This window comes from Acinetobacter sp. CY17 (assembly GCF_059515825.1).
Genome location: NZ_JCAKMX010000008.1, coordinates 94,088 through 110,351, shown reverse-complemented (window position 1 = coordinate 110,351; position 16,264 = coordinate 94,088). Strand labels below are relative to the sequence as shown.

The following is a 16,264-nucleotide window of genomic DNA, read 5'->3' as shown; positions in this document are numbered from 1 at the left end:
CTTATTGCATTGAACTATAGGCTAGAGCAGGCTCATCTAGCCTGATGTAATACAGCAGCTCGAGTTTTATCTATTGTCATAGCTATGTAGTAGCAACAGCTTGGAATATGCTTACACAGCTAATCAAATCTAATAACAAAGTAAATTTAATGTGATTAATATCTTTAAACCAATAAGATTTGATCGATTTTTATAGAAATATGACCCATTGAAACGATTAACACAAACATCACATAAGATATGATTTTGGGCACATTTTAAGAAAAAAATGGTGTTTTATGTTCAAAACCCCTCTATTTTTTTTACAAAAAAACACAATTAAACAGAGTAAATTTTAAAAATAGGATATTTATTAAGCGATTTTTAATGCAAAATACCGGCATTAATTACTTTTAATATTAAATTAATCTTAACAAATACCTAAAAACAATTATATTTGCATAGGTATAGGCTCTTTTTTTTTACAAAAATGAGACTTTATTTAGTTTTTTTAACAAAAAAACATAAATAATTAGCGTAAGTTTATGAAATAGTGACACATTTAACATTTACTTGTAGAATTTACCCCAAAATGGTTACAGACCATTTACATTAAAAAACAAGGTAACAGGGGTTTACATGAATAAAGTATTTAAGACTGTTTGGAATGCATCTCTAGGGGTATGGGTTGCAGTATCGGAAACAGCAGCGGGTCAAAAGAAAGGTTCAAATAAACTCAAAAAAGCGGCGGCAAATGCAGTTGCAACAGTTGTTGTTGGGGCAGCAGCTGTAGCAAGCACAGGTACGATGGCTTGGGTCAATCAGACTCCAAATGCACCCGTTTCAAAACTGGGTGTAACCTTAGGGGTTGGTACAATTGCCATTGGTAGTGAAGGTAGTGGTCCTAGCCGTGAATCGCAAGTAGATCAGGACGGTAATCTGGTATTAAGTGAAAATGGTGAAGAGATTAAAATCGTAAAAAGTAACCAAGCTAAAGCGACTGGTGATTTAACAGTTGCTGTTGGTGCACAGGCAGAAGCAGAAGGTCAGGGTTCTACTGCAATAGGTGCATTAGCCTTAGCTAAAGGGCAAAACTCTACAGCGATTGGACAGTTTTCTACAGCCTTAGATGGTGCTACAGCGCTAGGTGGTTCATCTAATGCTTCAGGTTTACAATCAACGGCTATTGGTACCAAAGCAGAGGCTTTAGATCAAAAAACAATTGCTTTAGGTGATAGTGTTGTAGCTAAAGGCACTAATGCAATTGCAATTGGTGCATCTGCGATAGGTAGTAACTCAATTGCAATTGGTGCATCTGCGACAGGTAGTAACTCAATTTCTTTAGGTGGTGTAGCATCTAAAGAGGGTGCAATTGCAATTGGTCAGGGGGCAGTTTCTGGCTTAAACTCAGCGGCTGTAGGACATAATAACTCGGTTGCAGGATCAAATACCTTTGTATTAGGTACTGGTATTGATCTTAAGTCAACTGTAACTAATAGTGTGGTTTTGGGCGCAAATTCAGAATTAACACAAGTTCATAATGCGCTAGACGTTATGCCTGCAAGCTATGAATACAAGGATGCTCAAGGTAATATACAGCAAAACTATCAAGTTTTTGATTTTGCGGGTTTATATAAATCACAAGATTTTGCTACGGAAGTAGATGCTGAGGGTAACCTAGTTATTAAACGTGATGAAAATGGTCTACCGATATATGCAAATGGACCTTATAAAGCATCTCCTGGCGCAGTAAGTGTAGGTAAATCAGGTGCTGAGCGTCAAATTCAACACGTAGGTGCTGGTCGTATTACTTCTGACAGTACAGATGCAGTCAATGGTTCACAGCTTTACTATGTACTATCTGAAGCAAAACAAGCACAAGCTGATGCAGCTAAACCAATTAACTTTGTTAATGTGGGTGCAGATGGTCAACCTTTAGCCTATAATGATGTGCCTGTATTAAATGCAGACGGTAGCCCTAAACTTGATGATGCTGGTCAACCAGTAACAGAAAAAGTGCCTGTATCAACTCAAGTAAAACTTGGTGATACATTTAACATTCAAGGCGCACAAGTCACTTTAGATGCAGATGGTAACCCTGTATTAAAAGTAGATGCCGCTGCCGCTTCAGCTTGGAAGCTCGCGACAGGTGGTGATGTTGCCAATGCATCTACTATTGGTGGCGATACCAACGTTGTTGACTTTGTTGGCGGCAAAAATGCTGAAGTTAGCCAAAGTGTGTTAAAAAATGATGCTGGCGATGTGATTGGTACACAAGTCAATGTTAAAGTGGCTGACCAAATTCAGTTAACTGAAAACGGTGGTTTAACAATTGCTGCTGGTGATGTTTTTGTTTTAGATGCAGATGACAATAAGATTCCTAAAAAAGATACTGATGGTAACCCTGTATTAGATGCAGAAGGTAATCCAGTTTATGTAACTCAAAACTACCCTAATGCGATTACAATCAATCAAGGTAATATCAACTTTGGTGGCAACAAGCTACAAAATATTGCAGCTGGTACAGCACCAACTGATGCAGTGAATGTAAGCCAATTACAATCTGCAGGTTGGAACGTTATCACTCAGGATAAAGATGCTGCTGGTAATGTAACGGGTACAACTGAAAATGCGGTAAACGGTGACAAAGCGGCGAACAACAGCTCTGTACAGTTTAATGGCGATGACAACATTTCTGTATCACAAACTTCTAAAGAAGTGAAAGATAAAGATGGTAATGTGATTGGTTCTGAAACTGTAATTGCGGTTGAACTTGAAAAAGACGTTGATTTATCAGCAGATGGTTCATTAAGCATTGGTGATACATTACTTAATGACGCAGGTTTAACACTGGCTGGTGCTACAGTAGATGACAAAACTTATAACCCAATTATCATTAGCCAAGGCAATGTAAGCTTTGGTGGTAACCAATTAAAAGACGTTGCAGCAGGTACAGAGCTTACTGATGCAGTCAATGTCAGCCAATTACAATCTGCTGGTTGGACACTGGGTAACGCTGCTGTCTTGGATAAAGACGGTAACCCAGTTAAAGATGCAAATGGCAAGCCTGTAACTACAGCGAAAATTAACCCGAATGATCAAGTTGAACATAAAGCGGGTTCTGATAATGTGACTGTAGGTACGACTGTACAACAAGTTGCGCTAAAAGATGCGAATGGTAACGATGTTAAAGATGCACACGGCAATACAGTGATGGTGGATAAAGCCACGGTGACTGTTGATTTAGCTGATCAGATCAACTTAAGCAAAGATGGTGGTTTAACGGTTGCAGGCGGTGGTACATATAACTTGCTAGATGCACAAGGTAATCCACTGCCAACGAATTATGTTGCAGGTGATATCAACCTTAAACAAGGTGAGGTGAGTTTTGGTGGTAACCAAATTCATAATGTTGCAGCTGGTACAGCACCAACTGACGCAGTCAATGTAAGCCAATTACAATCTGCTGGTTGGAACATTATTGCTCAAGATAAAGAATCTGGTGCAGTCACTGAAAATGCGGTAAACGGTGACAAAGCAGCGAACAACAGCTCTGTACAGTTCAATGGCGATGACAACATCTCTGTATCACAAACTTCTAAAGAAGTGAAAGATAAAGACGGTAACGTTGTCGGTACTGAAACTGTGATTGCAGTTGAATTAGATAAAGATGTGAATTTATCAGCAGATGGCTCATTAAGCATTGGTGATACATCAGTTAATAATGATGGTTTAACGATTGCTGGTATTCCTAAGTTAGATCCAAGTACTGGTCTTGCTTTAACAGACCCAATCACTGGTCTTCCTATCTATGAACAAGCACGAGCACCAATTGTTATTAACCAAGGCAATGTAAACTTTGGTGGTAATGTGCTTGGTGGCGTTGCTACTGGTATAAAAGGTGATGATGCTGTTAACGTTTCACAATTAAAAGATGAAATTGGTAAAGCAGTTTCTGATTCTGGTTGGACGCTAACCACAGGTGGCGTAGCTGCTGATCAAGGCGAGAAGATCAAACCAAATACCACAGTTGATTTCTCTGGTGATGATGTAGGTAATATCCAAGTTAGCAACGAAGGCAGCAATGTTAAAGTTGAACTTAATCCTAACCTTGACTTAGGTAAAGATGGTTCAGTTTCTATTGGTGATACTTTACTTAATGGTGAAGGCTTAACTGTAGGTGACATTACCATTCAAGAAGGTGAAAACGGTGTCAACTTCGCTGGTAACCAAATTAATAACGTTGGTACAGCAACTGAAAATCACCAAGCGGTGAACTTAGGCCAGCTCAAAGATGAAATTGGTGGTTTAGAAGAAACCATTAACAACAATATTGCAAACTCTGGTTGGAATTTAACGGGTAAAGATGCAGCAGGTAACACAGTATCTGAAAAAGTAAATCCAAACGATACAGTTGAATTTGTAGCGGGTCCTTCAGCTAACACCACTGTAACTACTGAAACCACGCCAAATGGCGCGAAAGTTACAGTTGATCTTGCAGATCAAATTACTTTAACTGGCGATGCTGGTAGCTTAACCATTGGTGCTGGTAAAGGTAACAATGCAATTACGATTCAACAAGATAATATCAGCGTTGGTGGTAACCAAATCCATAATTTAGCGGCTGGTACAGACGGTAAAGATGCTGTCAATGTGGATCAGCTAGAAGGTACGGTAAATATCTTTGGTGGTGGTGCAGCTGTGAACCCAGATGGTTCAATTAAAGCGCCAACATACAATGTGAATGGCGGCTCTTATGACAATGTAGGCGATGCATTAGGTGCTCTAAATCAAGCTGATATTGATTTAGGTGACCGTGTAACTAACCTTCAACAATCATTTAATAACCGTATTGATGACGTTGAAGACCGTATGAGTGCAGGTATTGCAGCAGCAATGGCTTTAGAAACAGCACCTTACGTACCAGGTAAATACACTTATGCAGCAGCAACGGCTTACCACAATGGTCAAGCAGCTCTAGGTGTAACTTTACGTAAAACAGCAGATAACGGCCGTTGGTCGTTAACTGGTGGTGTTGCAGCAGGTACAGAAGGTGATCCAAGCGTACGTCTTGGTGTAAGCGGAATCATTGATTAATCCCTTTGGGATTAATCAACTCCCCTTAACGACATTGCATACAGTTTACAAAATTAAGAGAGATCATCATGAATCTATTAAAAAAGAGTGCATTACTTGTTGGCCTAATGACTGCTTTTGGTGTGGCAAACGCTAACGTGAGTTCTGATGTGCATGTATACCCTGGTTATGCAGCAAATAACACTGCAGAAGCAGTAGACTTTCCTGAAATCAAAGAAAGCTACTTAGACCAAGTGCACCGTTATGAAGCTGTAGAAGCTTTGCAAATGAGCAATGGTTTAACCAAAGATCAAATCCGTCATATCTTTGGTCATCCTAACTTCTCTGAAGGTTTATTTAACGTCCGTACATGGAACTATGTACTTGCTCTACGTCAACCGGGCACCCAAGACTACAAAATCTGTCAATTACGTGTAGATTTTGATAAGCAAGATGGTGAATACATCGCGAAAAGCCATTACTGGAAAGGTGCAGGCTGTGCAGCTTTAGATGTGGCTAAAGTAAACACACAAACGATTGTCAACAATGTTCCAGTGATCATTGAAAAGCAAACATTACCTGAGCCAAAACAACACGTAAATGTTGTGTTTAACTTTGACCGTTCAGACGCAGGCAATATTGTTGGTGGCGTAGATGATGTACGTGTACTTGCGAACCAAATCTTAGCTGATCAACCTGCTGTGGTGTATGTTGCAGGTTATGCAGATCGTTTTGGTAATGCAGCTTATAACAAACGCTTATCTGAAAAACGCGCGATTACTGTGACTCAATTGTTACAAGAATACGGCGTTGATGGTGCGAAAATTAAGCTGGGCGGTTTAGGTTCAACTGAACAATTCAAACGTTGTGAAGGCGCTGCAAAGAGTCCAGCATTATTGAAATGTTTAGAAGAAAACCGCCGTGTAGAAGTGAAATGGTAAGTTAAGCCAACTTTAAAAGAACCCCTTGAGCATTAGTTTTTGTGCTCACCTTGAAGGTTCCCCTCGGGGAGCCTTTTTTTTATTTGTATTTTAAACGCATAGATTGCGACCATTTGCTAATGGGTCTTTTATAGAATTTAGCTTAGCCTTGTCAGGCTTCTTTTTTAAATTCAAATGGATAAGGCTATGGAATTACGCCATCTTAAATACTTTGTGACGGTTGCTGAAGAGCAAAGTTTTACCAAGGCGGCAGAGAAACTTTTTATTGCCCAGCCCCCATTAAGTCGTCAAATTCAAAATTTAGAAAATGAGTTTGGAGTCATATTATTTGAGCGAGGTAGCCGTCCATTGCAGCTCACGGAAGCCGGCCAATTTTTTTATCAACATGCGGTTAAATTATTAGCCAATGCTGAAGAAATTAAGTCCATGACCAAACGTGTGGGCATGGTCGAACGTACAGTACGGATTGGATTTGTAGGGTCATTACTTTATGGCTTATTATCACGCATTGTCTATTTATATCGTCAGCAATACCCACAGCTTAAAATAGAGTTGATTGAAATGACCACCACACATCAAATTCCTGCTTTAAAAGAAGGTCGAATTGATGTGGGTTTCGGTCGTTTACGTGTGTCTGACCCAGCCATTCGTCGGGTATTATTACGTAAAGAGCGTTTAATGTTGGCGGTACATGCCAGTCATTTTCTGGCGCAGCAAAAGCAAGGTGTATATTTGGCAGATTTAGTGGATGAAGCAATTTTCTTATATCCTGCTCAGCCTAAACCAAACTTCTCTAGCCAAATTATGAATCTATTTTCTGAGTACAGTTTAGAGCCAAAAAAGTTTCGTGAGGTACGCGAAATTCAGTTGGCATTAGGCTTAGTGGCAGCAGGTGAAGGAATCTGTATTGTGCCAGAGAGTGCTAAGACCCTACAGTTGACCCATCTACATTATATTCCTATTTTAGATGAAAATGCAGTGAGCCCTATATTTATGGCCACGCGTTGCATGGATGAAAGTGAAGATATCAAGGCCTTATTTGACTGTATTTATCAAGTTTATGATTTAGAAGCAATTAACTACGATCGCTCGGCATTTTAAAAAATGTAAAAAGACTATATTGTAAGGTTAAAAAGACGCTATGCTGTGCTAAAAAAATAAGCTAGCGTTCTCTATGCATCATTATTCTAAACTATCCGCACTTGATTTAAGCCTTGCTGTTCAACAGGGTGAAGTAACTGTAGTTGAGTTAAGCCAATATTTTATTGAAAGCGATCTTCGGGAGGCAGTCTCATTAGAGTCTGTTTCCTTTTAGCTTTTTAAATGTAATTTTATCTTATGTTTTAAATATATATCAGAATTCTTTCATACATCATTTTTTACTCGGCTCCAAATTATAGATTCCAGTAATTAAATTGAATCTTAAAGCCAGTTTTCACCTTGGTTTCGATAACGCTCAGCAAGGATTTTGAAAGTTTTTAAACTACCAAATACATGCTCAATCCCAATTCTTCTTTTGTTGCTTTCTTGAATTGGTGTGAAAACAAAGTTAGTAAATAATCAATATAAATCAAATACTTTAATATTAATATTTAGATTAATTTATTTAATCTTGTTTATTTTGGGACTTTGGTATTCTACTATGTCCATACCAAAAATAAATTAACTAAGCAGAAAAAATGACTACACTATTGCTCATTGATGCATTAACAGTATCTGAAGGTAGGGTTAAAAAACCATGTCCAGTTTTAGCTTTGAAAATGATGTTACTGCATGAGCAAACGAGCAGGTTTTCAGACAAGATTAAAAATCAAGCATTACTACTGCTCGCGGCATATCGTAAGTTATTGCTTGCTGTCGCTATGGATTTATGTCATGTAAGAACTCTAAAAAACAGTATAAAAAAAAGACACTGGGGTAAAGTGGATAGAATTCAGCATAAGATAGTTGTTGCAGGCGAACTTCGACTCAAGCACTTAAATTTAGAAGAAATGCCTTTATTTTTAAATACACAGCACTTCTTAAACAAACTACCGATTCCTTTTATTCAAAAATTGATAGAGTGGGCACCACCTGTGGTGAGTGGTCGTTTCTTAATTGAAAATGTTCTAGCAGGTTATATCGCGCAAAAGCGTTTACCATTGGAAAAAATTAAAGTAAAAGCGTTGTGCTCTTCTTTGCAACCATATTTTCATTTAGCTGATTTTTTTGTACTTCTACCCGAATTAGAGGAACTTTATCAAGAATATCAGCAGCAAATTGTTCGCGCAGCACCAACGGCAGAAATTGCTTTGGCTTTAACAGACTTGAAGATAGCAAGGATCTATCAAATTAGGAGTAGTTCATGAATATTTATTTCAAGCAACTTCTAGAATGGATTAATCAGAATGAAAATATCGAAGAACAACAACTGATCCAAGCATTATTTTTATTACGTGCACATTATAACTTAGCTGGTATTGTTGTCATTTGTCAGAGAATTTTCAAATTAATTGAGGATGATAAACTATCAACATTTAATGATGAGCTTAATACATTAAAAATCATTAGTAGATTACAGAGTGACGAGCAATATTCACATTTTTTCTCAGAAACAACGGATAAAAACAAGCATAAACTCACACCGTTGCGCCCATTTACCGGAGAAAGTGGAATTTGTGACTTGCTCTTGATTCAAGCAGGGCTCAGGAAAAATCATGAGAGTTTTGATAAGGTAATCACTTGGTTTTTAGAGCAAATCTTTTACTTTCAAAAAAGAGTACATACTCTAGAGCACTATAGCAATTATTTAAATGGTGATGGAAGTATCAAGCTGAAATTTCAGAAGGGATTTCGTGTGTACAACGCCTTTTTAGCGATTAGACTATTGGGTGATCCAAGTCATGAAGACATTTTAGAACAAGTCAAAGAATTACTGATCCACAACTCACCAAAACAACTGATTCCGTTGATGTCTGTTGTTTCTGAAGATAAACGATTAAATGAGATTTTTTATGCCTTAAAGCTTTTTTTATCGCAAATTTGGGAAAACAATCTACTAAAAAATAAGAAAAAACGTCGAGAGTTTTTACACCGCATAGGATTAAAGCATAAAAAACTTATCTTACAACGCTACGGCTCAATCAGCATTGCCATTCAAGCTCTGGAGGATGTGGATGAAATTCATCGAGGTCTGATCTCTGAAGTATTTCCGTATGATCAGATTGAAGAAGATGAAACCCCATTAGAGCCATTGTTTACATTTTTTCTGGCCGAACAATCCGATTTAATTCGAGGGTTTTATGCTGCTAAGTCTAGTTATCAACATATTGAAGCTGCAAATGTGGGTTTAGTGTGGACCAAATGGCGCTTGTCATTAAAGTCGATTCAAAAAGTATTTCAGCTATGTCAGCCCTCTAATACGGATAGCAGTTTAATTTTACGTGCAAAATTAGCGTTAATATTAAGTTTACTTACTGGACGTTCGATTACTGAATTAACAGCGCCGTGTTTTAGTCAAAATACAGATCAGAATATTGCTATTCAGTATGATCACACTTTATCTGCATATGTACTCAGTGTTTTAGCAGGGACACCGACACTTAAAACAAAGCCAGAAGATTCTAAATTTCATGTGCCATGGACTAAGACATTACATTTGGTTTTACCAAGTGAACTCAATGATTTAATAAATCAAGTCAAAAATCTTGGAATTAGAACCCGACAACAGGCAGTTGAACGCGAAGTTAAAACACTGATTAACAGTGCACCTAAATCGCTAGAAATCAGCCTCAAGAGCATTCGAGATATTCTTCCACGGTTGTTATATGAGCATAGCAAAGGTGATTTAGCTGTCGTTAAGGCAGTGACCAATGCGTCAGGTCGTAATTATGATAATTTAATTCATTATGCCTCTTTTGAGCAGAGGCAACTTGAGCAATTATGGGCTAAATGTTTAAGAACAATAAACATTTATATTCCTGAATATAGACACGCTTCTAGTGAACGCGTGGGCAGTCCGATAGGAATAAAAATTGTTGAACTACAAGATGAAATTACACAAATAAAAAAGAAAATACTTGAGGCTGCGCAACAGAAAAATTGGCAAGTACTCTTTGATCACTTAACATTATATACAGCCTTATGGATGAATCTTGCTACTGCAGGACGAGGCATTAAGCAGCCTTTTGCTCGGCTGATTAGTCAGCAAGGTTGGGCATTGATTCAAGATAAACATCATCAAGATGAATCAACCGATCGTTATGTACCATTGACGGCAGACTTGATCAAACAGATTCAAGTTTTACGTGGTTTGATGGGAATGCTAGGGGAGCAAGTTGAAGCACGTGTTGATTTATCATCTTATGCTGTGCAACTTTGTGATCCTTATCAGATTGATGGTTTAGTGAAAAATTGGGCACGTAAGTTGGTTCGCTCTGATCATAATCAGCTCCCTGGACGGTTTAAGGATGCTGGACTTGGGCACTGGGTACGCGGTCGTCATCCATGGGACATGTTGTCCGTATTTCCTGTATCGAAATTTAAGCAACAGTGGATTGATGTGCAAGAAAACCTGCAAGAACGGTTAGGTTTCGAATGTCTTGATGGTTTTGATTTTTTAAAAATCCAGAATATGCCAACATTCGTTTTAGGCAAAGAGAGTACAGTAACTCAAGCAGAGACAAAGCCACTCATACAATATTCAGAAAATGATGTAAAAGAATGGCTAGAGAACTCAACGTATCGTGCCTACTGTGAGTTGGTTTTTGAGAAAAATCCTGAGCCACAAGTCGCTTTAGAGCTTGGACACCTATTAGCTTGCGATCTAGCTAAAAATACAAAGATTGATTTGCCACAAGCGGTCAAAACCTATTGTGCCTATATTCGCGATAAAACGAAAATCCCATTATTCGTTCAGCTCCCTCAAGAAGCGACGCGTACATGGCTGACATCTGAAAATAGTTTTGGCACATGGTGTTATATTGAACAACAACTACTTGATCTTATTCAGAACGATTTAGATCATTTACCTGCACATAAAAATTGTGATGTCGAAATAGGACGTTTGCTGGTTGTACTTTCCATGTATGCACAACTCTGTCGAGTGAGCCATTTGCAAGCGATGTTGCAGTTTATTGCTTCTGATCAGCCTATAGTGGCTATAGGGAATAGTCGGCTCGTTGAGCTAAAAGTAAGTAATGATAGATCTACAACGAAGATACGCCGTACAGTTCTGTTAAGTCCTTATGTATCGACCTTAATTTTAGTGGATCGACAGTATATACAACTTCGATTAAAAGAGATTTTAGCACAGCCAAAAAATCAACAACGAATAGCGTGGCAAAAGTGTTTTACTATATATTTAAAATATATTGGGCTTAAGTCAACGCTATCGTTAGCGCAATGGTTGAAAGCTTTACAGCAAAATGTGATGTTAAATAGCACGCCGTTGATTGCAGGTTATATATCAGGCCAAGTCCTGACTGAAGATCTTTCAATCAATGAATTATTACGCTTATCCGAATATCAAAAATTAACCTCAGATTTAGATAGTAAAGAGCCAGAGATTGAAATAGAAATAGGGGATGAGCAACTACATTTGTCTGATCTTCTCGCGATGATCGAGAAACTCAAACATGAGTCTAGATCAAGCATTTGGCTTAAGCAGCTTGCAAATAATCACACAAATCACCACTCAGTCTATTTATTGACATGCTTTGTGCAATGGCTGATTTTACGCTGTGATGCAGAAAATTTAAGCCTACAGAATCGAAATATGATTCATCTACATTTGGCCATCGTCAGTGCAGGTATATTGGGATTTTCAGAAGATTTAACAGCAGATTGTTATATTGATGAAGATGTATTTCAAAAATGGATGGAGTTGACACAAGAGTATTTTCCACACCGCAAGCATCTCGCTGCCTGGAATCGCTTTAGAGAATTCTTAATTCAGTTAAATGATGAACGTATAACGTTACACAAGCGTACAGCGCATCAAGTCAGTGCTAAAGTTTTTTCAAGAAATGAAGTGCAGCAGATTATTCAAATATTACAATCTGTAGAATCTGGGGTGAATGATGCTGCTTTACGTCAAGAAATTCAGCGTCATTTTCGTTTATCTGCAGCAATGGGTGTACGCCGTTCTGAGACACTTCATTTACGGCCCTTAGATATTGATGAGGATATGCTCCGAATTCGTCCCTATGGAGAGCACCAGTTAAAAACACTTGGATCAGAACGTGTTGTTCCGATGAATTTATTAAGTCAGACAATTCAAAAGGGATTAGATCATATTGTTAATAATCAAAAAGATTCGATATTAATGTCTGATGTGAATAGTGAGCAGAGGCATTTTTTTAATCAAATATCTCAAATTTTAAAGGAAGTCACGGGAGATGTTGATCTCAGCTTACATCATTTAAGACACACCTTTGCAAGTGCATATACTTTGAAGTGTTTACAAACGGTGGTGGATTTTAAAGCGCTCACGATAGAACTGCCATGGCTACAAACTTGGATGCCATCGAACGAGCAATTGAATACGCTAGTAGGCAATGAAGGACAGGTTGGGCAAGGGATTAAGGCGATTAGTCGAGTGCTTGGACATTTACATGAATCTACAACATTAAAGCATTATGTTCATATTTTATTTCTGGCTACTTATGCCTATAGCATGCAACAGCAGCAACCTCATTTACATACTGCATTTTTCAAGCGAACCATGAGTAGGAGTACTTTATTCAGGCATTTCCAACAAATTAACCAACAGCATGATAAACCGCAATATGAGTTACGAAATACCATCGAAAAACATGTACTCAAAAAAAGCCAAAATCAGAAATGGATCATCTATGCTCAAAAAAGACAGAATTCAACTGAAAAACCGACCAAACACCCATTATTTCAACAGTTTGAAGGTATTGAACGCTATCTCATTTCTGGACAGGGGCAGCCACGATCAGATATTGAAGCCTGGAAGAGAGCTTTAGTTACTATAGCAAATATTCCATCGGGTAAACGTGGTTCAAATATAGGCAGACATCCATTATCGGTACCAGGAAAGTTAGCACGTTTGCCTGAATTACTAAATGCTGTAGATTTTAATTCTGCACAAGAGATTTTAGAGCGATTTGATCATTTAGAACAAAACCAATCAGAGACTTATAATTGGTTAATAAAAAAGTGGTTGTATGAAAGTAATGTCACAAAAGTATTGATGCATTTTACAGTAGAGGACGAAGCTATGCTTTTAATCCTTAAAAAATATCATTTTTTTCCGATAGTGATGAAACATAATAAATATGATTATTTTAGAATTATGTCTCAACAAGCGTCATTGAACGCCGTGCGATGGGTACTTGCGTGGTTGAGTGTAAGATCTTTGGTTATTAGAGATCATATCAGAATCTAAATAAATATGACTTACACCCGCTTTTTTACATAAAGGTTTGAAAAATTTAGTGTCACATTCTCGCTATTTTAAGGGCGAGTCAAGCCCTACGGTGCATGAATATCATTTACCTGACTAGGAAACTTCTTGCTGCTTATTTATCACTTAATAATAATTTATATAAAAGTAAAGTTAGTAAATAAATTATATAAATCAAATGTTTTTTTATTTTAACTTAAATTTAATTGATTTAATTTTGTTTATTTTGGGACTTTATTATTCTATTATTTCGATATAAAAAATAACTTAACTAACCCGAATCATGGATAAGCCTAATTTTACATCGTTGTAAACTTAGGCTTATTGTGATGACAGATTTGATAAGCGGACAAAGATACATAAATCCCAGCGAAATAACCTGAAATGGAACGATGGCGACTGCTGAGCAAGTTATCTTGTTGCTTCAAATAGATAGAACACCAGATCGCTCCTTCGGATTTTCTTGTTTTAGATATTGCCAATAGACGGCTTCATTTTTCTGAAAAAATCATCAATCGTACACAATAAAGTTTTAAACTCGAATGTAGGATGGCTGGTTGAATAGTTTGTGTGGCATAGCTAAAAACTTAATATGAACTACAATAGAAAAAACACTAATCTATACAGGTAGCAAATAATGCGGACTATGGTCTCGCTGCGTATTGTTACACAGCAAACTTGGGACGATCTTGGCGGTTAAGTCAATTGCTTGAATACGGGATGGTTGGTATCAACCGTAGAGTTATGTCAAATGAAGTGGCTCCATTCGGGGGGTAAATATTCAGGATTAGGACGAGAAGGCTCTAAATATGGGTTAGAAGAATTTTTGGAAATTAAATATACTCTTTTTGCAGGATTAGAAACTAAATCACAACTTTAAAGGTCTAGATAATCCTAGCTTGTGGATGAGAAATCCACTTGAAAAATCAGAGGACTAGAGCAATCATTTGAGTTGCCGTGCATAATTTAAGGCTCTAGTCGTATGCTTGATAATAGTGAATCATTTTTTCTAATCGATAATTACTTTCTTAAATTCCAAGCAAATTATTGGATTTTTTAAAACACAGTGGTTATTGAACAAGAGTTCGGCCTGTTCAATAGAACCTCTCGGAAACTATTTTTGTTTGGGTTCGTATAAGCTTTTTAGTTGTAATCAGAAAAAGGGCTTGATAGCCCTTATTTGTAGTATTGAAAAGACTAATTATTATATGCACTTTCATTATGGTCAGTTTTGTCTAGGCCATTTTGTTCTTGTTCCTCATCTACACGCAGAGGCATGATTAGACTTATAAATTTGAAGAGAATCCAAGACAATAAACCGACATATAAGAAGGTAAAGAGGATACTAGCCAGCTGTACGAATACTTGAGGAATAATAGATATGCCTTCGACATTACCTCCAAGTGCGGGTACACAAAACACACCTGTTAAAATACAGCCTACAATGCCACCCACCCCATGCACAGAGAATACGTCGAGCGCATCATCAACACCTAATTTGCGTTTGATCAAGGTGATTGAAAAGAACACTGCCATACTAGCAAGAAAGCCAATTGCAATGGCCCCAAATGGACCAACAAAGGCAGCAGCAGGAGTAATACCTACTAAGCCACCAATCGCACCTGATGCTAGACCGAATGCTGTGACATGACCGGAGACGAATTTTTCAGTTACCATCCAACCAAAAATTCCACCTAATGTAGCGAGCATTGTTGTCATTAGAATAAGGGCTGTAGAGCTATCAATAGCGAGAGCAGAACCTACATTAAAACCAAACCATCCAACCCAAAGTAATGCTGCGCCAATTAAAACAAAGACCACATTGTGTGGTGGATTAGGAGCAGTAGGCCAACCTTTACGTTTACCCAGTACCATAGCACCTACAAAAGCAGCAACACCAGCACCAATATGTACAGCTGTTCCACCAGCGAAGTCGAGCACGCCCCAGTTATGAAACAAGGCACCATCACCCCCCCAAACCATATGTGCCATCGGTCCATAGACAAGCACAGTCCAAAGAGCAGAGAAGAGTATCATCGCGCCAAAATGCATCCTCTCAGCAAAGCCGCCCATAGCAATTGCGGGTGTAATCATGGCAAAGGTCATTAAAAATACAATTAGAATATATTCTGGAATACCACCGACCATACTCTCTGGTGTAATGCCTGCAAGAAAAGCTGTGTTGAGACCGCCAACAAAGCTACTCAGGTTATAGACACCTTCTTGCATCCCTGTAGTATCTGTAGCAAGGCTATAAACTACAATCACCCATAAAATACCGACCACACTGGCAATGGCAAAAAATTGACTAAAAATAGATAAAACGTTTTTTGAACGAACCATTCCTCCATAGAATAGTGCAAGTCCTGGAATGAACATCAGGAGCACAATGACAATGGAAACCATGACCCAAACAGTCGCTGGGGCATCAATGGAAGTTTGTGCAAAGACAAGTGTTGGAAAGAGCAAGCAGCTTGCGAGCAGTAACTTTTTTATATGATCTAATAGCATTAAGTGGTTCCCCTAAATTATTTAAATGAATGACATATAAAAACCTATGGATGAATAGATGAAATAATCGAGATTAATATTCCTATTGGGAATATTAATTTCTTTAAATTCAAGCAATACCTATGCCACATGCTGATGAAGATTTAATTCCTCTAAAAAATAAATACGAATTTTATGATATTTTTTAGAATTAAATTTTTGATAAATATAGATAAAATATAAATTAGAAAAGTTTTTGTTCTGGTTTTACTAAATGAAAGGTAAGAATTTACTATCTAGTCAGAGAATCAAGCGATCGGAGCAAGCCATCCATAGATCAAGAGCATAAGTGAGAAGATAAATATTC

7 protein-coding genes and 3 pseudogenes are annotated in these 16,264 nt (G+C 37.8%); 6 read left to right on the top strand and 4 right to left on the bottom strand.

Going from position 1 to position 16,264, the window contains the following annotated elements:
• Window positions 1-618 precede the first annotated feature (618 nt).
• The 3 genes from AC5YCI_RS07785 (at window position 619) to AC5YCI_RS07775 (ending at window position 7,097) form a co-directional block, all read left to right on the top strand.
• Window positions 619-5,076, top strand: a complete 4,458-nt coding sequence (locus tag AC5YCI_RS07785; protein WP_496175411.1) for an ESPR-type extended signal peptide-containing protein — start codon at window positions 619-621, stop codon at window positions 5,074-5,076.
• 68 nt (window positions 5,077-5,144) lie between these two features.
• On the top strand, window positions 5,145-5,996 hold the full coding sequence (locus AC5YCI_RS07780; protein WP_496175410.1) for an OmpA family protein: 852 nt from the start codon (window positions 5,145-5,147) through the stop codon (window positions 5,994-5,996).
• A 186-nt stretch (window positions 5,997-6,182) separates the two neighbouring features.
• Window positions 6,183-7,097, top strand: a complete 915-nt coding sequence (locus tag AC5YCI_RS07775) for a LysR substrate-binding domain-containing protein (protein WP_496129566.1) — start codon at window positions 6,183-6,185, stop codon at window positions 7,095-7,097.
• Window positions 7,098-7,418: 321 nt separating this feature from the next.
• On the opposite strand, the gene AC5YCI_RS07770 is transcribed toward AC5YCI_RS07775, so the two are convergent.
• Window positions 7,419-7,505, bottom strand: coding sequence for a hypothetical protein (locus AC5YCI_RS07770; protein ID WP_496129634.1), 87 nt, complete (start codon window positions 7,503-7,505; stop codon window positions 7,419-7,421).
• Between the two features lie 170 nt (window positions 7,506-7,675).
• Between AC5YCI_RS07770 and AC5YCI_RS07765 the strand changes: the two genes are divergently transcribed.
• Both AC5YCI_RS07765 and AC5YCI_RS07760 read left to right on the top strand, forming a co-directional pair.
• The gene (locus tag AC5YCI_RS07765) at window positions 7,676-8,344 is read left to right on the top strand and encodes a hypothetical protein (protein ID WP_496175409.1); all 669 of its coding nucleotides are present in this window, start codon (window positions 7,676-7,678) and stop codon (window positions 8,342-8,344) included.
• Window positions 8,341-13,389: a tyrosine-type recombinase/integrase gene (locus AC5YCI_RS07760; RefSeq protein WP_496175408.1), complete on the top strand. Its 5,049-nt coding sequence runs from the start codon at window positions 8,341-8,343 to the stop codon at window positions 13,387-13,389. The genes AC5YCI_RS07765 and AC5YCI_RS07760 overlap by 4 nt, the downstream gene beginning before the upstream one ends.
• Window positions 13,390-13,706: 317 nt before the next feature.
• Here the strand turns inward: AC5YCI_RS07760 and AC5YCI_RS07755 are convergent.
• Window positions 13,707-13,835: pseudogene (locus tag AC5YCI_RS07755) on the bottom strand (IS982 family transposase); the annotation flags it as partial.
• Window positions 13,835-13,932 (bottom strand): annotated as a pseudogene (locus tag AC5YCI_RS07750) (IS982 family transposase); the annotation flags it as partial. The pseudogenes AC5YCI_RS07755 and AC5YCI_RS07750, both read right to left, overlap by 1 nt.
• A 114-nt stretch (window positions 13,933-14,046) precedes the next feature.
• On the opposite strand from AC5YCI_RS07750, the pseudogene AC5YCI_RS07745 reads away from it, so the two are divergent.
• Window positions 14,047-14,287, top strand: a pseudogene (locus AC5YCI_RS07745) (aldehyde dehydrogenase family protein); the annotation flags it as partial.
• 317 nt (window positions 14,288-14,604) lie between these two features.
• Here the strand turns inward: AC5YCI_RS07745 and AC5YCI_RS07740 are convergent.
• A complete protein-coding gene (locus AC5YCI_RS07740; RefSeq protein ID WP_496175407.1) occupies window positions 14,605-15,918 on the bottom strand; it encodes an ammonium transporter in 1,314 nt (437 codons plus the stop codon).
• Window positions 15,919-16,264 lie beyond the last annotated feature (346 nt).

Bases quoted from the DNA above. Each gene is read 5' to 3' on its own strand.
- AC5YCI_RS07740 (WP_496175407.1), bottom strand. From the start codon at position 15,918: ATGCTATTAGATCATATAAAAAAGTTACTGCTCGCAAGCTGCTTGCTC.
- AC5YCI_RS07785 (WP_496175411.1), top strand. From the start codon at position 619: ATGAATAAAGTATTTAAGACTGTTTGGAATGCATCTCTAGGGGTATGG.
- AC5YCI_RS07780 (WP_496175410.1), top strand. From the start codon at position 5,145: ATGAATCTATTAAAAAAGAGTGCATTACTTGTTGGCCTAATGACTGCT.
- AC5YCI_RS07760 (WP_496175408.1), top strand. From the start codon at position 8,341: ATGAATATTTATTTCAAGCAACTTCTAGAATGGATTAATCAGAATGAA.
- AC5YCI_RS07775 (WP_496129566.1), top strand. From the start codon at position 6,183: ATGGAATTACGCCATCTTAAATACTTTGTGACGGTTGCTGAAGAGCAA.
- AC5YCI_RS07765 (WP_496175409.1), top strand. From the start codon at position 7,676: ATGACTACACTATTGCTCATTGATGCATTAACAGTATCTGAAGGTAGG.